A 21,199-nucleotide genomic window follows, 5' to 3' on the forward strand; every position below is an offset into this window, starting at 1 on the left:
TCTACCGCCACAGATGGTTTTGACCATCTGTGGCTTTTCATTTATAACCAAAATCATACAACCAATGGAGAACTTAATTCAAATAAAACAACCATACAATTCTTTAGACGAACTCTGTAAAGTCTTAAAAAAAGAATCCGGTTTTGAGTGTTCAAAAGAATATGATGTTTGGGAACATCGCACGGACACCAGCGGACAAATGGCACCATGTATTGTACTTAAAAAAAGTGGCATGCACGCTGTTAAGTTACTTTTTGTGAATGAAAACACGGTGAAAGTAAACCATATCATTCCCAATAAACTAATGCATGCCTATTTCGGAAAAAGTGTAAAGGTTCGCAGAAGCATCTTAGAAGTGATTACTGGAGCCATAAAACAGGCCGTCTTGGTAAAATCGCAACAGCAAGCCTTTGAGGAATTGGAGGGCAAAATTAAAAGTTTAGCGGCCTAAAATAAATAATGTAATCCAATTAATTACGTAACAATAATGGACAAAAACAACAAGTATTTTCCACCAATACATCCTAAAAAATCATCGACAAGGCAGGATGAAAAATGGGACGAGGCAGTAGCTCTTTTTAACAGTAAACAATATAACGAGGTAGTGCCTACCCTATTGGATTATGTCGGGAATCATCTTTCCGGTAAAAAAAAAGGTGACACCTACGAAATACCCCATGGGTCGGTAGTGGTATCCATTACCCAAACAACTGATGAACTGTTGATCAAATGTCCTTTTTTGAACATAAAAAATGCCAAAAAAGTACCCATGATGCGAAAATTGGCAGAACTCAGAATGTATCCGCTCAATTTGACCAATATAGTCTTGGATAATCATTTGGTGTATTTTTCCTTTTCATGTCCAATAAGTCTTTGTGAGCCGTACAAAATCTATGGGGTGCTTCGGGAAATATGCTATTACGCAGATAGCTATGACGACGAGTTTATAGAAAAATTTGGTGCAGCCCACATACAAGAGCCAAAAACAAGCCCTTTTCCAGAAAACAGCAAACAGGAAGCTTACGATAATTATCTAAAAATTTTGGCGGATGGCCTTCAACGATTTGACCGGTACATGGAAAAACGGCATGGAAACAATGCATGGTACATGTTGAACATCACCTTGAAAAAGATAGAGTTTCATGCAGAGCCCCAAGGGTATGTACGTACCCTATTGGAAAAGGCGATAGACGGACTTTTTGATGGTAGGCTACCATTTCATGACCGGTTGCTGAATGGAAAATCGGCCTTGGAAAAATTGAAAGAACTCCCTAAGGAGCAATTCATGGCCGACCTCTATCAGACAGAAACCTTTATTCCCTATAAATACAGCGGAAAAAAGGAAAACATCAGAGAAAATTGGCAAGAAAATTATGAAGAAGCGCAGGAAATGATCGCCAACTCCAGATTCGAGGATGCTTCCAATCTTATACAGTCCTGTTTTTACAATATGTTCTTTTACAATTTGGTGAACGAAGAAATCAACAAACCCATCACCGACGCCCTATCACAGGCCAGTGATTTGCCATGGAGCCAAGCGGCCCCCATCCTTTTAAAGGGCATGCAAGCCATCATGGAAGATACCTTTATGGATGCCGATTACGGTATGGACCTTACAAAACTTATGGGCGAACAAATGCAGCAATCTATGGCGGCCATGCAAAAGATCATGGCAAACCTTAAAACCAATTAAGCAAGGAATCATGAAGAATATAGAAAGTTCGGTATTTAAGATAAATACTGCAAACGGAACGGGCACTGGGTTTTACAACAAAGAAAATGACCTTATCATCACAAACTACCACGTTGTGGCGGGTTGTCATACCGTTAGTTTGGAAGGGAAAGATAAAAACAGGTACTTGACCCAAGTGCTTTATGTAAATCCGGGAAAGGACATTGCCTTTTTGCGAGCTAACGACCTTCCAAAACCTATTGAAACGGTGGTAATTGAACATCAGACAGAATCAAAATCAAGAGACAAGGTAATCGTCTTGGGCTATCCTTACGGTATGCCATTTACAGTTACCGAAGGTATTGTTTCAAATCCACGCCAAAGTATAGGAGGCAACTATTATATTCAAACGGACGCAGCCATCAATCCAGGAAATAGCGGTGGGCCGGTAATCAATGAAAAAGGGGAGTTAGTGGGGATTGCGACCTCAAAATTTTCCGATGCCGACAACATGGGTTTTGCCATTCCCATGGAAACCCTTCGGGAAGAATTAACGATAGTCAATGATATGACGGATGCCTTTACCCTTGGTTGTTCCAACTGTGGGGGACTTATTGAAGAAAAGACCGATTACTGCCCCAATTGTGGCACACTTGTAGACGAAAAGTTATTCGAAGAAATGGAACTATCCGATTTCAGTCTAAAGGTGGAGGAAGCCATATCCAAACTGGATATCAATCCCATTTTGGCAAGGTCGGGCAGGGAGCGTTGGTATTTTCACCAAGGCAGTGCAGAGATACGCATATTCGTTTATGACAACAATTATCTATTCGCTACCTCTCCCCTAAACGACTTGCCCCGTAAAAATTTGGCCGAGATTTATGAGTACATCCTAACCGCGGATATGGGCCCGCATCGATTGTCCATTTCCGATAATCAGATCTACTTATCGTATCGCATCCATATCAGCGATTTGTATTCCGATCATAAGGACGAAATACTGGAATGTCTGGCCCAGCTTGCAACCAAAGCCGATGAACTGGACAATACATTTGTAAACGATTTTGGAGCGGAAATGACGCATTATAGCAAATAGTGCTTCCTAAGTCTAAAATATCACATGAAGCAGGTAAACTTAAAAGGATCAATGGTTCCACAATATAATATTTCACAGCATGGCACATTCTTAATAAAGTTTAGTGCTATGCTGTTCATTGCCCTGTTATTTGTTTCATGTAAAGCATTAGTACATACTTCTAGAGGAAAAGTGGTTTTTAAGACATCGGATTCCGTAATGTATCCATTTCAAGAAATCACGAATGAAAATGTTTCCAAATCGTTTTCTGATTTGCTTGAAGAAAAAGAAATCGTGCTTTTAGACGATTGGAGAGAGTCAACATCAATTTTAGCAAATTTTATTCGAGCGGAATGCGCAGGCTGCTCCAACCGAACAGCAGACCTAAAACCCCTTTATAAAGTAGAAAAAGGAAAGTTTATCCATTTTGGAATTCAAACCGAGATGGGTGTTGAAAATTGGGTTTTTAAGAAAAACGGACGATTTATGACCCGTTTTTATATGTTTCAAGGCGAAACACAAGAAAAAATCAACGAAGAACTAAAAGACTTTCGAAATATAGACTACGTGTTGGAAGGAGTTTATCCAATCGAAATCAATACTAAAAATGCTTACCTAGAACATGTATCATATGCTCATGGTTTAGATGCCGACAATCAATGGTACAAAACCATATATCCAACAAAAATCAGCTATGCTATAGACTTAAAGAAAAAAAATCCCGTTTTAAGATTTATGTTCAAAGGTGGACTCTACTCGTATCAAACACCTAGTAAAAATGGGCGAAATCAAATCATCAACTTTGTGGAGCCCTCTTTTTACGGCAATGCTGTAACTATTGATGAGACTCAATCCTATTCTTCCTATACCGACGCCTTTTATGCCAATGCCACATTTTTCTTGTTCTTTTTGGAGGAAGATGCCGAAGTTTCAGTCCGTATGAAGTCAAAGATAAAGGGTGTGGATTTCCGTTTCTCCGTGCTAGAAAACAATGGTTTTTATACCATGGAAGAATACCTCAACAAAAAGGGGAAATTGCATGGTCAATATCGAGAAAAATTAAGGAAGGGAGAGTACTTGATCCGGGTTGCACATGAGAATGCAGATTTTATGCAAAATCCATTGTATACCGTTGAGATAGATAAAGAAAACGTGCATTAACCCGAAGCTATGAAATCATTTGACCATTAAAAATAAACCAACGTTGTGTTCATACTAGTCATTACCATACTGGTTATTGTAGCAATTCTGCTGTTGATTCTTGCCTTCAGGTTTTTCAAGTGGACCTTAAAAAGCAAAAGACGGGTTCAGACAGCTTTGGTCGTGTTGGTATTTGGTGCGACGGGACTGGTAATCCACCACTTCTTTTTTAAGGATATGCGGTTTATTCAGTCAAACGTATATCCCAATTTGTATTTGGTAAAATATCCGGATAAAGATTATTCCGTAGTACAGAATGCCATACAAGAAAAAATAAAGGCGCACCTAAAGACCGAGCATAAAACCGGAAAACCACTTTCGTATACCGGCGAAAATGGGATTCATTTTTATGAATACGGGGGAATGACCTTTGGTTTTATTGGGGAAGCTGGCACAGGCTATTTTATTGACCATGAAGAGGATTTAGGGGGCTTTGTAAGCGAAGAACTGGGTATGTACCGAGATTACCGCTTGGCAGAGTTTTATTATGACCCATGCCTAAATGATTCAACCTTATACTGTGGTGAAATCAATTATTTTAAAGAAGGTGAATTCTTCAAAGCCGATAGCCTAAAGAATATTTTTTCAAATGGTATTTATCCTAAAACAAAACGTGTAAAATGAAGTTTCAAGTTGTCATTATAGCACTCTTATTACTGTCTTGTGGCCAGGAGAACAAGCGCGTTGAAAAAGAGCAAAAAGCTAAAGATTCGGTGAATGCCCTTCTTATGGAAGCTTCAGAAAACTTAAACGCGGACGAATGGGAAGCTCCAGTCGAGAAAAGTACCCAAGAGCCCAAGGACATCAGCATCCATAACCTATATATTGCTATGGCAGATAAAGACGAGGAAGAATTTCTACGGCAGTTCCCTAAGGATTTTAAACAATTCCAAAGTTATTTTGGCTGGGATACGCCAAATGACGCTCCCCATAAACTTTACGAACACAGTGTACATTATATCGAATACTTGTTTCATCTGTTGCGAACCAACAAATACCCTAGTTATGAAAAAAACATTATCCGTATTTGTGAGAACGGACAATGGGAAGCAGATGGGGTCAACTACTTTCAACATCATGTGCTAAACTATGTAAGGGAACACAAAAAATATTACCTGATAAACGAGTTAAGTAACGAAAAGGCAAAATCAGTGCTATTCTTTCTCTTTGACGGGCCACATCCAAAATTTGATGCTGATTTTGCATCCCATTTAAATACTTCGAAAAAACAGATTTTAGAAGATTTATTTGAAACAGCGTTTTTTGATGACAATGAAAATCCGGACCCATTTCCAGATGACCAAACCAATAGCACCTACTCCTTATCGGATTACATGGAAAACGAGCACTTTTTTATCAGGGATATTGACATCAACAACGATGGTGTACTTGATAAAATAGTAAGTGCAGGGCCTTATCAAGGAGACGAACTATTGCTCTTTACAAATGAAGGGGAAGCATACCAATTCGCTTTAAAAACCACCAATTTTTCTGAAGATGGAGGCAATCAAATTGTTGATGTGGTCGCAGAACCCGATGGTTTTTTCATTAAAACCGCCTTTCCTGATGGCGGACTAAACGAGGCCTACCATCACATAGCCTTTAACAAGAATAGTTGGATACTGACCAATTCGGTCTACAGAACCCGAAGCAGCAATCAAAAAGATGCTTTTATCTATGTATGCGATGTAGCGCAAGGACTAAATATGGCCGGCACCCATTTTTTTGAGAAACTAAAGGGAATGCCCGATGAAGTTGAAAAAGACACTGTTTGCACGAAAGAAATGTTATAGATGCGAATTTTAAGATACATATTGGCCTATCTATTTTGGACGCTGTTGTGCCTGTTCATAGGCATTGGCTACATGCGTTTGGTTTTAGGAGCCAATACGGTAAGCGAAGAAGGATTGGGCTATTTGCTACATCTATTTTATGATATAGGGATGATTCAAGTTGGTCTGTGGGTTGGGAGCGCCATTGCATTATGCTTCGTGTTGTTAGATATTTTTTACCTACGAAAGAAACTAAAAAACAACCCGAAAAGGACGGTTATCCGTTTGGCGGTATTGCTAATGATTACTGTACTCGTTGCCATAGTGCATTATTTACTCGAAAAAGTCATTGACGTAATATAGCATAAGAAACTAAAAACAGTGGATTTATATAAACCATAATCGGCATTAAATGAAAATTCAATATCACATAGCCTTACTAGTACTTACAATCTCCTGTGGCCAAGGCTCCAAAACGGATAAAGAACGGGAGATCGAAACCCAAGGCGCCGTTGAAATCATTGAAACGGCTTTGGACACCTTACCTAAGAGCGTGCATTTAGATTTTGCCGAAGTAATTGCCAACAGCCAAACCAAAAAATTGCCACACATCGAAGACACAAATTTTGACAGTTTTATCGATGAAGACGATTATGATGAGGTAGATGCCAAAGCTTTGAAATTGAATCAAATCTATCCTGATTTTAATTCGGAAGGTCATAATTACAGGGCAATCACCATCTATAAGCTACCTGTGAATACAAATTTTCACACCATTGTAACAACCATTCAACACGGGGACCATGAAATGGAGACGATTATAATCAATTATGATACGGAGGGGAACATCATAGATCACAAACAAGTAGCTTTCGATGAAATAGCCGAAAGTATGTCCAGGACAGTCTCCCGAATTAGCGAAAGCAAACTAACGGTAAACAAAATATTTTGGGGCAACACCAAAGAAGTGGAAGAAATTGAATATGAAATTAGGGGTAATGGCACCATTGAAAAAATAGATGCCAAAAGATTGAACGATTCCTTTAAAAATTTTGCGCTGATCAATGGCGTTTTAACGGACCTGAATTTGGATTGGGTGCAAACAAAGACCGATTTGATTACTACTCTGGAACACCCAGACAATCCCAACGAAAGCATTGTGGTCATCCCAGAAGTCGTGGATGAAGGCGAACAGTATTTTGACCTCAACAGCCACATTGTTATTGCGGACAACCGTTCTGGAAAAATAATGAACAAGTACTTTGAAAGTCACCAGACCAACCAATGGATTTCTGATGCCATTGAGTTAAATGAAATTCAGATTGCCCCAAATTTATTTGAGATTACTGAAAACAAAGTGGCTTTCGGTTTGTACGTTTCGTACTTCGGACACTCAAGGGTTAATCCATACCAAAATAAAACCCTGTCCCTTTTCATGAAATCAAAAGATAGTTTGATCAAGGTGCTTGCCAATTATACCGTTGCCATGAATCGTGGAGAATGGGATGGGGATTGTGACGGAAGATTTAAAGATGAAGAAAAAGCGGTGGTGATGAGCACTAAGAAGACCAATGACCATCTTGATATTCTGATAAACAACAAGATAACCGAAACCAAGATGTTTAAAGATAATGATGGGGAATGCCAAACAGAAAAATCGTTTCAAGTTAAAAACAATGTCTTGAAATTTAATGGAAGTACGTATACCGAACATGATTCTGGGGCTATTTTGTTTTCCGAGTACGATCCAGAAAAATTGGAGGACATTCACATAGACAGGTTTGATGTAGATTACGCCTATCAGTTGGAGGCATTCAAAATAGCAGCAGGAAACTATAAACCAGAAGACGGACGAACCGTAGCCCCAGATACCGAAACGGATTGGGGCGATAGACTTTTAATGTTGGATGCATCCAACAAAATAGTATACCAATCAAAAGGTATAGATGACGCCTATCTATTTGAGCCCCATTTTTATAAAAGCAACGCATCGGACAAAGTCATTATTATTTGTCAAATGGCATTTGAATATCCATTTGGAGGTGAGGCTTTTATTCTTGAAAACGGAACCCTGAAGTCTATGGGAACCCTTGAAATTGAGCCCTATGGTGAAAATTTGGATAATTATTTGACAGATGTTTTAGAGATAAATGAAATAGAAGGTAGCCTTGTTTTCACCCTCAAATCTGAAGAAGTGATTCTTAAGCCTGGTTCAGAAGACACGCTTAAGACCAACAACAATGTCACTTACGTGTATCAAAACAATGAATTGGCGTTGAAAACAAATTAGAAATGAATTTTAGGAACATCCCATTTTTGATAGCATTCTTTTTGGTTCAGGTGTTTTACGCCCAAAGTGAACCTATGCTGCCTGAGCTGCCCGCCAAGGGAAGGTCAATGCAAAATATAATCCCGACCCATTGGAAAATTTTGTCAAAAGCTTCAGGAAATCTAAACGGAGACGGTTATAAAGACATCGTATTTGCAATCGAAAGTCCCATAGAGAAAAAATATGTCTACAAGGACGGTTCTGATAGCGATACGCTACACATTAACCCGAGGGTATTGGGTATCTACTTTGGCAAACGCAATGGAAAATTCAAGAAAGTGCTTCAATCCAACGCGTTTATCATCAACCAAAATACACCCACGATGGAAGAACCTTTTAAAGGGCTTCAAATTCTACAAAATGGTGAATTACAGATAGATTTCTATATATGGCCATGTCGCGAATGTACAACATGGTCTTCCCACGAATATATTTTCAGGTTTCAAAATAGAGTTTTTGAATTGATTGAATATAAGAAAAGTGCAGCCCAAAGGGTGTCGGGCGATGAAATGAATTATAGCATCGATTTTCAAAATAAAACACTGAAAATCACAACCGAAACCCGCAATGAGGACGATGAGCGAGAATATAAAGAGACCTTACAAAAATTTGAGTTAGATCACCTAAAAACAATCCAGTCTTTGGGCAAACCTTTTGAGTGGGAATTTCAACAGTTACGTATATAACCATTTAAAAAAAGTAATATGAAAATCATTATCGCCATTGCAATTCTAGCGCTTATCGGGCTTACTGGCATTATTGTCAACAACCGGATAATTGGTAAAAAAAATCAAATCAAACAGGCCTTTGGCAGCATTGAGATTTATCTTAAAAAAAGGTTTGATTTGATTCCGAACCTTATCGCCATGCTCAACAAATATCTGGCGCATGAAAAGGAAACCTTGCTAAAGATCACAGAACTACGCCGTGCTGTTGAAAAAGCCTCTGGGGCGAACGAAAAAATAAAGGCTTCAAACGAGCTAACGCATATTATTAGCGGGTTGAACATCAACGTGGAAAACTACCCTGGTTTAAAGGCCGACAAGCAATTCACGAACATCGAACATGAACTTTCTGATATTGAAGACCAGATATCCGCGGCACGCCGTGCCTACAATGCGGCGGTCACCAGCTATAACAATACCATAGAAATGTTTCCCGCAAGTATTATCGCGGGTATTCGAAAAGACCAACCCGGTACGCTATTGGAAATTCCTAAAGCGGAACAAAAAGAAATCAACGTTAATCAATTTTTAAATTCATAAATCATGCAAATGTTCGAAAACTTACCCTGGTACGGTTATGTGATACTGGCCATCGCTATTGCTTCTTATGCCATTCGTTATTTTAAATTTGGAAAGAAAGAATACGATGCCCCGGTCAAGACGAAGGCAAAATTTAGGAAGTCGCCAAACAGTGACCTCAATCACGATCAATTATTTGGCTTAGCCTTGTATACGCCCATAGCCGAATGGTGGAAAGCCAACACCAACACCCTATCATTTCTCACTGCCAAAGATGTTAAACCCTATCTGGAAGGTTGGGGCATTGATACCGTGGAAGGGTATTGGGATTTGACCGAGTATTTTATGAAAGATGGTCGCCGATGGTACTTTGATTTTATCCAAGGAATGATTGAAAACGAACCTCAAGAAAAATGGGGCGAACTAATGGATCAAAAATTCGGCAGTAATGAGCGGGCCCATCGTTATTTGAAAACGTTAAGTTCTGGAGAAGCCCTAAACAGTTTAAAGCAAAAAGGCATCATCCTTTTTGATTCCGAAGTAAAGCTTGGTGTGGCAGGTTATGATGCGGCAGTATTGGTCGGGCAGGCACGTAAAGCCTATACCGGCAATCTTATTTCTGAGGAAGAAGCCTGGAAGGTCATGAATTTTGCCAAAGCATTGGCCTTGCAACATTTTTCTTCTTGGGAAGATTTTGGAAAAAGCTTTGCCCTTGGTTTTGCCATAGATATGAGTGCCAATTCCAATACGTACAAAGAAGAAGTATTCCACCTTTACAAACAGGTTTTGGAAAGCCCAGACAGTCCGTGGAACAACATAAAATGGCCCTAAGTAAGATAATGCAAGAACGCATAGTGACGGCCTATTCCGAAACCAGCAAAGTGTTGGATACGCTTTATAAAAAAAAGAAGCACACCCTTTTTTTGCAAAGAGTCATGTGGGGCATTACCGGTGTGTACCTCATATTTATGCTTGCATTGTTGGGCATACAATACATACCAATGCTCCAAAATACTTCTTTGGCTTTTTTGGATGTATTTAAGCCTACACCCGCCAATCCCTACGCATCCCTCTATCCAATAATGGGGCTGATGGTCCTTTTGTATCCGACCACCATCTTTTTTACCAGGACATTTCAAAAATTCAAAACCATTGAACAGAAAACCATTGCTAAAATGGTCAAAATGCTGTTTCCACAAGTTGAGTTTACCCAAGGTGCAATGGCCCCATCCAATGAAGTGGTAAAAAGCAAATTATTCCCTTGGATAAAGGAAGAAGCACCAGTTTATAGTTACGGACAGATTAGACGGAGAACCAATAATACAGAAATAAACATAGCGGACTTGGGCATTGTGGAAAACAATGTAGCCAACAAGTTTTGGAGTATATTAATGCGTATTCCCGTTTTAAATATGTTAGGCGTTATGTACCAGACCGTATTCAAGAATATGGTAACCAAAAAATTGGTAGATAACACCAACTATTCTTTTCGAGGTATGTTCTGTTGGTTGCAGTTTAAAAAGAAATTGAACGGCCATACGGTGGTATTGTCCAAAAACCAAATGACAAAATTGGACCGATTGGCCAGTTTTAATTTTAAGGAAGAACAGGAAATACATTTGGAAGATCCAAGGTTTACCAGCAAGTTTATGGTGTACGGTACCGACCAAGTGGAGGCCCGTTATGTTCTATCTGCTTCAATCATGGAAAAAATTGTTGCTTTAAAAGAAGAATTTGACCGCCCCATATCGATGTCTTTTCAAAATAGACAAATGTATGTGGCCGTAAAAAATGAGAATGGGCTGTTTTCATTTCCATCAGGAAAGCTGGACAGTATGAAGCTAGTGGAAGAATTGGCCAATGACATTGAAACTGCCTTGGAGATTTTCGAAGAATTAAAATTGTAGATTATGTATTCATCTGATAATATGGGAATTTCTTGGTGAAACCGTCGCTTTAAGATTAGCTCCAATAAGCTAATTATTATTAATGTTACTTTGCGAAACACCCATAAGTTTCGCCACTGAATGTCCTTATTTTTCACTAAAACTTGTACAGTCTTGACAAGTTCCATAAGTGCATTAGCAATTCTTTTAAAGCCAGTTGCTCCCCGAGTGTACGGGAAGTTAAGCGAGGTGAGCGGCTGGCTTTGATATAGAATTGGTTATGTACTGCCTGTTTTTCGATGACCCGAAAAACAACAAAGGCTTTATCCATTATAGACCCCTTAAAATTTGTAAGACAACGGTTCGGCTTTTAGGGATGCCCGCGCAAGGACACAGGAAGTCCTTGCGATAAATCCCGTTAAGAAACCGAGACGTTGGCTTTCCGATCAAGAAAGCGGACTTATCCGTTTTTTGTAACGAATTGAAGTGTCCCACACCAGCACAGCGGTGAGGGAAAACGAAATGAAGGAAGCAAAACAACGGATAGGTCCAAGACTTCCTAAGCGAAGCTCTTTTCCCGGAATGGAGAAAAACGGAATGTAGGGGAATGTGCTGAGCGGTATATTAATAAATATTGTTTATTTCAACCTTTGATTCTATTCTGTTTTGCCGAAAAAGTGTCATAACCTATTATTTAGCTACCCCACAATGGGCCACTCCACATACTGCCCTTCGGCTTGTTCTATGACTTCTTTTAGTAACTTGTCCAATTCGGAGAAAGGCACCTTGCCCCGTAGTTCTTTTTTGACCGCCAAGCGAATAGCTGCTTTGGCTTCTTCTTCCTTCGTCCTGTCGAGTTGTAAGTCCAATTGGTTTCACAAAAGCAAAATGACTCAGGAGATAAAAATAAAATGGAAAAAACAACAGGTAGACAATCCTAGCCACAATTTTATTTACGGTTGATTAGATACAGCTACGTAGCTATTCCTTCCTGATTCATTTAATCTTCGCAGTTTACACTTTAAATCTTGAATATCACCGCTAATTTTTTGCTCTAGAACCCGTGCATAGACCTGAGTGGTAGAAATTTTGGCATGCCCAAGCAATTTTGAAACCGTTTCAATAGGAACACCGTTTGAAAGTGTAACCGTTGTCGCAAAAGTATGCCTTGCGATATGAAAAGTCAGATTCTTCCGTATGCCGCAAACATCGGCGATTTCCTTTAGATAAGAATTCAGTTTTTGATTGGACATCTTGGGAAAAACCCGTCCCCGTGAAATAGACTTCGTATGGTTCTTATACTTTTCTATAATGAATAAGGCCTTCGGAAGTAATGGTATATGGATAGGTTTTGAGGTTTTCATGATTTTCGTCTTTTTGTTTAACCCTTAGTTACCATCAGACGAAAGCCAAATCACTTTAAAGTTACATCTATTTAGTCAAATCACGGTCTTTTTAACAATTCGGTCAACACAAATGTTAAAATTGTTTTGTTGACCGAATTGTTGACTTTTGTTTCCCTATCAATTGACTGCAATTGACGCCCTTAAAAAACACAAAAACCTGTTAATCATACGATTAACAGGTTTTTGATAGTAATTGATATTACAATTCGTCGGGATGACAGGATTTGAACCTGCGACCACACGGCCCCCAGCCGTGTGCGCTACCGGACTGCGCCACATCCCGAATTCGGATGGCAAAAATATAAAACTTTCTCAAAAAAATAACACAAAATTTAATTCTTATTTTACGGTAGCCCAAAAAGGCATATACCAAAAATATATTAACTTACTGACTAACAGCCATCACAGCAAAAAAAATCACAATGAAAAATTATTCTAGGAGGCAGGCCATTAAGTCAATATCTTCCCTTACCGCCGGCACTTTGGTATGGCCCCAATATGCCCTTGAGGCCAAGAAAGAAATGGGCCACAGAAAAATTCCCTCTACAGGTGAGCTTTTGCCCCTTGTCGGCCTGGGCACCTGGCAGTCGTTCGATGCCGGTAACGATCAAGACCTGCGAAAACAACTTACCAAAGTCCTGTTGGAAATGTATAAAAAAGGGGGGCGCTTGATCGACAGCTCGCCCATGTACGGCAGTTCGGAAAAAGTGGTGGGAGACCTTACCTCAAAACTTAGGGTACAGGACTCCTTTTTTTATGCCACCAAGGTGTGGACATCGGGAAAGCAGGCCGGAGTTGATCAGATCGCGCAGTCAATGCAAAAAATGAAACGATCCAAAATGGATCTGATCCAAATACACAACCTGGTCGATTGGAAGACACACCTTGCCACCTTAAAGGAGATGAAGGCCCAAGGCCAAATAGGGTATTGGGGTGTTACCCATTATACCGATTCTTCCCACGCCGCATTGGCCAAGGTCATTAAAGACGAAAGGCCCGATTTTGTCCAATTCAATTATTCCATCATGGGGCGTCATGCCGAGAAGTTTTTGTTGAATACCGCAAAAGAACAGGGCACCGCCGTAATTATCAACAGACCGTTCGAAGGCGGTTCGCTTTTTCGCAAGACCAAGGGCAAGGCGCTTCCCCCATGGTGCGCCGAACTGGAAATTGCCTCGTGGGCCCAATACTTTTTAAAGTATATCCTTTCCGAGGAGGCAGTGAACTGTGTCATCCCCGGAACCTCAAAACCGCACCACGTGGTCGACAACATGATGGCCGGCCATGGCAAGCTTCCAAATCTATCGGAACGCAAAAAAATGTTGGCTTATATCAAGAGTATTTAATCGGCCTGTTCCAAGCTCTCCATCCATTCGAACAACCTTTCCGTCCATGTTCTTAGATGGCGGTCTCCACGGGCCAGGGAAAATCCGTGCCCGCCTTTTGGATAAATGTGCATGGTGGCCGAGACCCCATGGTCTTTCAAAGCCTGAAAGAACATTAAACTGTTCTCTACCGGTACCGATTTATCATCTGCGGCATGTACAAGAAGCGTAGGCGGTGTATCGGCCGTTACGTGCAACTCGTTGGAAAAGTGTTTTAGCATTTCCTCCGATTCGTTTCCTTTTAACAATGCCTTTTGGGAACCGGAGTGCTTCGTGGTTTGGGTGAAGGTCACCACAGGATAGACCAAATTCATAAAGTCGGGCCGGGCACTCAAGGCATCGGCCCCATCAACGGCTTCATATACCTTTTCGTTGTAATGGGTGCCCAAGGTCGAAGCCAAGTGCCCCCCTGCAGAAAAGCCCATTATTCCGATCTTGTTCGGTGAAATATTAAATTTATCGGCATTCGACCTTACCAATCTCATCGCCCGTTGGGCATCGATTAAAGGAACATTATGTTTTTCTTTTAGCGATTCGGAGGTAGGCAAACGGTATTTGACCACTATGCCCGCAATGCCTTTTCCGTTCAAGAATTTGGCAATATCGGTACCTTCCCAATCGTAGGCCAAAATATGATACCCTCCGCCCGGAAATATAAGCATAGCCTGTCCGGTAGCGTTTTGTTTGGCCGGCAGATACACTTCTATAGTCGGTTCTTGAACCTTGCTTATACGCAAAATTCCCTCCTTTTCATGAATTTCCCTTTCACCTGACGGCACGCGATTGGGAATTTGACCTTCGGGCCATAAGGGAATAATGGTATCTTGTGCAAATGTGTTCATTGATATGGAAAATAGAAGTAATAGAATCGCTTTTTTCATGTTTAGTCGTTTGTTTATAATTATTCGCAGGGCCATTTAAAATCGGCCACCTTATCATTTGAACCTGCTGCCAGGTTGTAGTGCCACCATTCGGTCCGAATAGACCAAAAGCCATGTTTCTCCATGGTTTCCTTTAGTAATTTTCGGTTGTCTAAAATGTTCTTGGGTAAATCGAGGTTGTCGTGATATGCCCGTTTTCCGAAGAAATCGAAATCGGTTCCCATATCGAGTTCTTCACCGTCCAAGGTTTCCAAGGTAATATCTACGGCACCTCCCTTATTGTGTATAGAGCCTTTTTTAGGATTGGCCACATACTGGGGGTTGGGTACAATTTCCCACATCTTGTATTGCACCGAATTCGGCCTATAGCAATCAAAGAACTTAATACGGACACCCTTTTTGCGAAAGTCGGAATTTGCCGCCAGCAAGGCCTTGGCCGTTTTTACACGGGTGTAGCATTCGGCGCACTCGTACACCTTTTCCTTTAGAAAATTATTTTCGGTAGCATAGCGCAGGTCGTAGGCAAAACCGTCGCTAAAATCTGCCAATCGAACAAAGGTGGTATCGGCCAGGCCTTCAAAACTTCGGAAGGTTTTTGGGGTTTCCCCAATTTTCAAATCATTGGTATCGACCACCACTTTTTTTATTTCTTCTTTTATTTCTTCCTCCACTTTACCCTCGTGCTGTTTCGGAGTTTCTTTACAGGACAACAAAAGAAAACCTAGGGAAAGGAATACATTGCTATACTTCATTAAACCAAATATTATTACGCTTTAAAACATTTACTTACTTCTGGCAATCACTATCACCCAATCTTTATGGTCTTGGCCGTTGAAGGCCGAAAGCTCTACACTATTGGGCTTGGTAATTTTCCAACCTTCGTTCTGCTTATCGTAGAGCTTGCCGCCCTCTACGGGGTCATAAAATGCTATTGAGAAGGCCCCATCGCTTATCTGCAGGTCGGTTCGCTCACCTTTAGGCAAATAAACCACATAAATTTCATCTTTTTTAGCAAAGCAAAAGGCTTTGTCGTTGCTCAGGAGTTCATCGTGCCCCTGCATTTCCCAAAACGGAAGGTGATTCCTAAAGAACTGCGTGGCATTATTGCAAATATCCCACCATTTGTCCCTGGCCCTAAAATCTTCGGCGGCCATATCGCCATTGGCAACATCTTGCCCTCCGAAATACCATGAAGCACCGGCCGCACCCGACATCAAGCTGCCCCACAAGGCGCTGCGCATTACCATGGGGTGGTTATTGTTTGCCGCGGTATCGGTGGTTACCCCGATATTCCAATGTCCGATTTCGTCGAGATAAACGACCCATGGTTTTTTCTTTTTCTTGGACAGGTCTACCCATTTCCTTACCTCTGCATGAATTTCGGTCGTATCGAACATTTGCAGCGAAGGTATTTCAAAATCTTTGTACCCCAACATCGGGGCAAAGGTCTCCTTGATGGGATCCAAAGGCCTCCCTTCTACCCTTTTTCCCGTAACCCTAATGTGATTGTGTACCGCAATAGGATGGTCGTAGGGGTCGATACTGCGAATGTACGAAGCATAGATTTTTAATTGCTCGGGGGTGTGATTGGTTTCCTCCCCCAGATTCCATACCACCCCCAAATGATGGCCGAACCTGGCCACCAGCTCCCTATAGTACAGCATTCGCTCCCGACCGAGCTTCCCTCGGTTCAAAATTGAATCGTTTTCGGTCTCTTGGGTAAACACGTTCATGGCCATACCAAGTTGGTCCATATGGGTAAATACCTTTTCCCATTGGGCCAGTTTGCTCACGTCATATCTTGTTTGTTCTTCAGGACCAATCCATGGCCACACATTATCCCCGTCCCCGTGCACGTTCATGGTCATAAAATACAGGCTGTTCATCCCCTTTTCGGCAAGGTAGTTCAGGGCTCCCATTATTGCCTTTCCCTTACCGTCTCCCCATGTGGCATCATCATCCTCCCAAATGGACCCACGGTCGTCCCAATCGTCGGTATGGGCCCGATATTCGTGTAAGCCCTCGTTCAATGTTGGGGTGTCGATCCCTCCGTTATCATAGGTAGCATCAAATTCGTGGAAGGCCAGAAAGGTTTCGGGACTACCGACACCATTTTTTAAAAAGGCCTTTTGGGTTTCACTTTCGATCAGGTAACGACTTCCGTTATAAACCAAGCGACCCGTCTTGTAAAACCCCTTGGCCAAGGAATCTACCGGTTGAATTTGAAAACTCCCGGAAATGTTCCAGATCTTATCGTTCTCTTTGGGAAGGGAGTATTGCGTAACCGCAATATCCTTGCCCTCCATCAGGTACGCGGTAAATTCCCATACCCCTTCTTTGTCGGGCGAGAACTTTACCTGCCATTTATCACCGCTATCGGCACTCGAATCGGCCGCATTGCCATCGGCAGCAAAATAGCCGTTAACGGTATACGAATTGTCGCCATTAACAAAGTTCACCACCAAACTGTAATCTAAAAATGGATTACGGTCATCCCTTTCAGAAGTTTGGGGGCCGTCAAAGGTTATGGTTATCGGCTGCCACTTCCTCAAGCTACCTTCGAGCACATATTGCCGTTGTTTTGGGTTTTTAGAGCATCCCCATAATACGGTTACAAGTCCGCAAAGGAAAAAGATTGATCTACAAGATCGCATTTGGTGGTAGTTTGTTTTAGCGGGCATAAGATAACGATATTTTCCGGAGTCAAAATCCAATTCAACCTAAAACCCCATCGCAAACGATAGTATCTTACATTATCGGAAAAAACCTTTATCTTCATTTTCATTCCACCAGAAAAAAAGCCCACTATGCCGACCAAAGCCATAACCCAAGTACTTTTCAACACAAGTCGAACACGGGCCGTATTTTTGATGCTCCTGCCCATCATCTTTTCGTGTAAAGAGGATAAACAACCACAAGCCTCTTCGGGCCCTAGGGAAGGGAAAAATCCCAATATCGTATTGATCCTTGCCGACGACCAAGGGTGGGGCGACCTATCCAGTAGCGGAAACGCCAACCTCAGCACGCCGAATATCGATGCGCTGGCACTAAATGGGGCGTCTTTTGAAAATTTTTACGTACAGCCGGTATGCTCCCCTACCCGGGCCGAACTGCTTACGGGAAGGCATTTTCCACGAACCGGGGTGTACAGCACATCATCGGGGGGAGAACGAATGGATTATAACGAAACCACCCTTGCCGAAATACTTAAGGGTTCGGGCTATAGAACGGCAGCCTACGGCAAGTGGCACAACGGAATGCAAGCCCCATACCACCCCAACTCACAAGGTTTTGATGACTTTTACGGATTTGCTTCGGGACATTGGGGCAATTACTTTAGCCCCATGCTCGAACATAATGGCGAAATAGTTAAGGGCAACGGTTTTCTGGCAGATGACCTTACCGATCACGGGTTGGACTTTATAGAAAAATCAAAATCGGAACCTTTTTTTCTGTATTTGCCCCTTAACACGCCCCACAGCCCGATGCAGGTTCCCGAAGCCTACTGGAACCGTTTTAAAAACAAGGAACTCCGGAAGTTTTCGGACGACGGGAACAAGGAAGACCCTGACTTTACCCGGGCCGCCCTGGCCATGGTCGAGAATATAGATTACAATGTTGGGCGCATAATAGAGCGGCTAAGAAAGTTACATCTAGAGGACCAAACTATTGTCGTTTACCTTTCCGACAATGGCCCCAACAGCTTTCGATGGAACGGGGGCATGCGCGGCAAAAAGGGCAGTACCGACGAGGGCGGGGTACGCAGCCCCCTTTATATACAGTGGACAAATGTCATCCGTCCCGGAACAAAAATCGAAACAACGGCCAGTGCCATAGACCTTTTGCCCACCTTGACGCATATGGCCGAACTACAGCCTAGGACCAACAAACCCATTGACGGCAAAGACCTGAGTCCCTTGCTATTTGATACGGACAAAGCATGGCCCGACCGGATCATATACAACCATTGGAACGGAAAAACCAGCCTGCGTACCCAGAACTACCGTTTGGATAATGGGAATCGACTCTACGATATGCAAAAAGACCGTTCCCAAAAAAACGATATCTCAAGTCAGTTCCCCAAGCTGGTCGATTCGTTGGTAAAGGCAAAAAAAGAATGGTTGGATGCCGTTGACCCCTTGACCCGCGATACCGACGACCGATTCTTTACCTTGGGGCACCCGGATTATACATTTACCCAATTGCCCGCGCGCGATGCCATGGGCCACGGCAACATAAAGCGCAGCAACAAATATCCCAACGATAGCTTTTTGACCAATTGGAAGAGCGTGCAGGACAGCATTACGTGGCATGTTGAAGTCCTTGCCGATGGCCGGTTTGAAGTAGATCTTTTTTATACCTGCCCAGAGGAGAGCGTGGGTTCGATCGTTGAGCTCAGTTTAGGAAGCAGTAAGATTGCCCAAAAAATTTCGGAAGCCCACGACCCGCCCTTATCCGGCCAGGAAAACGACCGTGTACCCCGCATGGAATCTTACGTCAAGGATTTCAAGCCCATGGGATTGGGAACCATGACACTACGAAAAGGCCGGGGCACCCTCACCCTAAAAACTACGAAAGTTGCCGACGGGGAGGTGGCCGATGTGCGTATGCTCTATTTCAAGCGCATCGACTAATCTACCTTATACTCCAAAAGTTCACTGTCCGAATACCCGATGCGTTCAGCCTTTGCCACAAACGAAACGTCTTTGGGCAAGGGCTTGGCGTAGACTTTCCAGATAGAATCCTTTACCCCCTTCCAAACGATGGTAGCATCCGGTTTGGGAGAAATCAGTTCCACCCCCGATTCCGATTCTTCGAGCTGCAAGGGCTTCAATCGGGGCTGTTCACCGTCGACCAACCACCTGGCCATTAAGTCCCTTTCATCGATTCCGCCCAAATCCTTGGTCTCGACCATCCAATCCTTGAGTAATTTTCTATAGTGTACCAAGGTGTCCTGCATCCCCGGCACTTCAGCCAAGTTGTTCAGCTCGTAGGGGTCCTTCGCCAAGTCGTACAGTTCTTCCTTTGGTTTGGTCGGATGCAACCATAACGCTTGTTCCCTGTTCAAGCGTCCATCGGCGTACAACCTCCGCAGTTCCCTCATCATGGGCATCTGCTCACGGTACGAGACGGGCAGGGCGTGACCGATTTCGGTATTAAAACTCCTTATGTACTTAAACCTTGGCGATCGCACGGCCCGAAGACGGTCGTAAATCTCATCAAATCGGTCGGAAGTATGATAGGTATACTGCGGCTTCCGTTCGGCCTCAAAACGACCGAACTGGGCGGTGCCCTGCATTACCTTTGGGGGTTTGATCCCTGCCAGCGAGAGTACCGTAGGCGCATAATCGATAAAGCTGATCTGCCGATCGTCGCGAGTGCCCGCCTTTTGGTTCTTCGGGAATTTTATAACCAAGGGTACCTTTACCCCGGTATCGTACAGGGCCCTTTTATGCCTTGGGAACGGCCCTCCATGGTCTCCGTAAAAAAAGATGATACTGTTTTCGTAAAGACCGTCTTCCTTAAGGTCGGCAATAACCTCGCCGATTTGGTCGTCCAAGCGTTTTAGGTTGCTATAGTTAACCGCCAAATCGTGGCGAATCGTATCGTTATCGGGAAAATATGGCGGCACGGGAACCTTTTGGGGATCGACGAACAAGGAATCCTTCCCCCTGGCCCATATTTGGGATTCGTGGGTTACCGTAAAATTGAAAACGGCAAAAAAAGGCTGGCCCTCGCCCCGCTTTCTAAAATGCCTTTTTCCACTACTTTCATCCCAAGCGCCATCGGTTTTTTCAAAATTATAGTCCTCTTTGGGGCCGTTCACCGCATAGTAGCCCTCCTTTCGCAGATACTCCGTAAACATCTTAACCCCCTCGGGCACTACGGGGGAATAACTGGGCAAACTATCCAATAAGGGTTCGTTGATTTTACGCCATGCGGCATAGGTTCTCATATTGTGCGTCCCCAGCGTAGAGGGATACATCCCCGTAATCAGTGAACTTCGGGCCGGGGCACAGACAGGAACGGGGGCCACGGCATTGTCAAAGGTAACCCCGTCGTTGGCCAGCCCCTCTAGATTGGGTAGCGAGATGGTGCTGTCGCCGTACATGGGGAACCATTCGGGCGACTGGTCCTCGGCCACCAACCAAACAATATTTGGTCGATTTTCGGTAGGGTCATCGCCATCTTTTTTTTGGCTTTCGGTACAACCCCATAAAAGGGTTATTACCGCAATAATCAATAAGCTCTTGGTTTTCATTTTTGGTCGGTTTGTATTCTTTATAAATATACTTGTTTTTGCCACAAAAAAAAGAAACCCCTTGCCTGTTGGGGCAAGGGGTTTCTT

The 21,199-nt window shown here is 42.7% G+C and carries 19 protein-coding genes, 1 tRNA gene and 1 pseudogene; 14 read left to right on the top strand and 7 right to left on the bottom strand.

Going from position 1 to position 21,199, the window contains the following annotated elements; genetic code table 11:
* Window positions 1–64: 64 nt before the first annotated feature.
* From BUB37_RS08100 to BUB37_RS08155, 12 genes are read left to right on the top strand one after another with little or no spacing between them, the layout of a single operon-like run.
* Window positions 65–451, top strand: coding sequence for a hypothetical protein (locus tag BUB37_RS08100; RefSeq protein WP_072992688.1), 387 nt, complete (start codon window positions 65–67; stop codon window positions 449–451).
* Window positions 452–487: 36 nt separating this feature from the next.
* A complete protein-coding gene (locus tag BUB37_RS08105; protein WP_072991532.1) occupies window positions 488–1,693 on the top strand; it encodes a type III secretion system chaperone family protein in 1,206 nt (401 codons plus the stop codon).
* 10 nt (window positions 1,694–1,703) lie between these two features.
* Window positions 1,704–2,768, top strand: coding sequence for a trypsin-like peptidase domain-containing protein (locus BUB37_RS08110; RefSeq protein ID WP_072991535.1), 1,065 nt, complete (start codon window positions 1,704–1,706; stop codon window positions 2,766–2,768).
* 24 nt (window positions 2,769–2,792) lie between these two features.
* Window positions 2,793–3,908 carry a hypothetical protein gene (locus BUB37_RS08115; protein WP_072991538.1) on the top strand — a complete coding sequence of 372 codons (1,116 nt, stop codon included), beginning with the start codon at window positions 2,793–2,795 and terminating at the stop codon, window positions 3,906–3,908.
* A 45-nt stretch (window positions 3,909–3,953) separates the two neighbouring features.
* A complete protein-coding gene (locus tag BUB37_RS08120) occupies window positions 3,954–4,571 on the top strand; it encodes a hypothetical protein (protein WP_072991541.1) in 618 nt (205 codons plus the stop codon).
* Window positions 4,568–5,740, top strand: a complete 1,173-nt coding sequence (locus BUB37_RS08125; RefSeq protein ID WP_072991544.1) for a hypothetical protein — start codon at window positions 4,568–4,570, stop codon at window positions 5,738–5,740. The genes BUB37_RS08120 and BUB37_RS08125 overlap by 4 nt, the downstream gene beginning before the upstream one ends.
* Window positions 5,741–6,082, top strand: coding sequence for a hypothetical protein (locus tag BUB37_RS21610; RefSeq protein WP_072991547.1), 342 nt, complete (start codon window positions 5,741–5,743; stop codon window positions 6,080–6,082).
* Between the two features lie 49 nt (window positions 6,083–6,131).
* Window positions 6,132–8,009, top strand: coding sequence for a PA3715 family protein (locus tag BUB37_RS08135; protein ID WP_072991551.1), 1,878 nt, complete (start codon window positions 6,132–6,134; stop codon window positions 8,007–8,009).
* A gap of 2 nt (window positions 8,010–8,011) precedes the next feature.
* Complete coding sequence (locus BUB37_RS08140; protein ID WP_072991554.1) at window positions 8,012–8,734, top strand: hypothetical protein; 723 nt, start codon at window positions 8,012–8,014, stop codon at window positions 8,732–8,734.
* Window positions 8,735–8,752: 18 nt separating this feature from the next.
* Window positions 8,753–9,313 carry a LemA family protein gene (locus BUB37_RS08145; RefSeq protein ID WP_072991557.1) on the top strand — a complete coding sequence of 187 codons (561 nt, stop codon included), beginning with the start codon at window positions 8,753–8,755 and terminating at the stop codon, window positions 9,311–9,313.
* A gap of 9 nt (window positions 9,314–9,322) precedes the next feature.
* A complete protein-coding gene (locus tag BUB37_RS08150) occupies window positions 9,323–10,123 on the top strand; it encodes a DUF1266 domain-containing protein (protein ID WP_072991560.1) in 801 nt (266 codons plus the stop codon).
* Complete coding sequence (locus BUB37_RS08155) at window positions 10,099–11,199, top strand: DUF3137 domain-containing protein (protein WP_139278089.1); 1,101 nt, start codon at window positions 10,099–10,101, stop codon at window positions 11,197–11,199. Before BUB37_RS08150 ends, BUB37_RS08155 begins: the two co-directional genes overlap by 25 nt.
* A 677-nt stretch (window positions 11,200–11,876) precedes the next feature.
* Here the strand turns inward: BUB37_RS08155 and BUB37_RS21440 are convergent.
* From BUB37_RS21440 to BUB37_RS08165, 3 genes and pseudogenes are all read right to left on the bottom strand, one after another.
* Window positions 11,877–12,047: a type I restriction enzyme endonuclease domain-containing protein gene (locus BUB37_RS21440; RefSeq protein WP_170863115.1), complete on the bottom strand. Its 171-nt coding sequence runs from the start codon at window positions 12,045–12,047 to the stop codon at window positions 11,877–11,879.
* A gap of 84 nt (window positions 12,048–12,131) precedes the next feature.
* Window positions 12,132–12,539 (bottom strand): annotated as a pseudogene (locus BUB37_RS08160) (site-specific integrase); the annotation flags it as partial.
* A gap of 254 nt (window positions 12,540–12,793) precedes the next feature.
* Window positions 12,794–12,867: transfer RNA gene (locus tag BUB37_RS08165), tRNA-Pro, on the bottom strand.
* A gap of 139 nt (window positions 12,868–13,006) precedes the next feature.
* On the opposite strand from BUB37_RS08165, the gene BUB37_RS08170 reads away from it, so the two are divergent.
* Complete coding sequence (locus BUB37_RS08170) at window positions 13,007–13,930, top strand: aldo/keto reductase (protein ID WP_072991567.1); 924 nt, start codon at window positions 13,007–13,009, stop codon at window positions 13,928–13,930.
* On the opposite strand, the gene BUB37_RS08175 is transcribed toward BUB37_RS08170, so the two are convergent.
* The 3 genes from BUB37_RS08175 to BUB37_RS08185 are packed head-to-tail and all read right to left on the bottom strand — an operon-like array spanning window position 13,927 to window position 17,417.
* Window positions 13,927–14,811: an alpha/beta hydrolase gene (locus BUB37_RS08175; protein WP_244526762.1), complete on the bottom strand. Its 885-nt coding sequence runs from the start codon at window positions 14,809–14,811 to the stop codon at window positions 13,927–13,929. The genes BUB37_RS08170 and BUB37_RS08175 overlap by 4 nt on opposite strands.
* Window positions 14,812–14,870: 59 nt before the next feature.
* Complete coding sequence (locus tag BUB37_RS08180) at window positions 14,871–15,602, bottom strand: M15 family metallopeptidase (protein ID WP_072991570.1); 732 nt, start codon at window positions 15,600–15,602, stop codon at window positions 14,871–14,873.
* 30 nt (window positions 15,603–15,632) lie between these two features.
* A complete protein-coding gene (locus BUB37_RS08185) occupies window positions 15,633–17,417 on the bottom strand; it encodes a DUF5060 domain-containing protein (RefSeq protein WP_072991573.1) in 1,785 nt (594 codons plus the stop codon).
* Window positions 17,418–17,657: 240 nt separating this feature from the next.
* Between BUB37_RS08185 and BUB37_RS08195 the strand changes: the two genes are divergently transcribed.
* Window positions 17,658–19,484, top strand: coding sequence for an arylsulfatase (locus BUB37_RS08195; protein ID WP_094766598.1), 1,827 nt, complete (start codon window positions 17,658–17,660; stop codon window positions 19,482–19,484).
* Here BUB37_RS08195 and BUB37_RS08200 read toward each other — a convergent pair.
* On the bottom strand, window positions 19,481–21,112 hold the full coding sequence (locus BUB37_RS08200) for a sulfatase family protein (protein ID WP_072991583.1): 1,632 nt from the start codon (window positions 21,110–21,112) through the stop codon (window positions 19,481–19,483). The genes BUB37_RS08195 and BUB37_RS08200 overlap by 4 nt on opposite strands.
* Between the last annotated feature and the right edge of the window lie 87 nt (window positions 21,113–21,199).

It is taken from the genome of Pseudozobellia thermophila, assembly GCF_900141855.1.
GTDB classification, from domain to species: Bacteria; Bacteroidota; Bacteroidia; order Flavobacteriales; family Flavobacteriaceae; genus Pseudozobellia; species Pseudozobellia thermophila.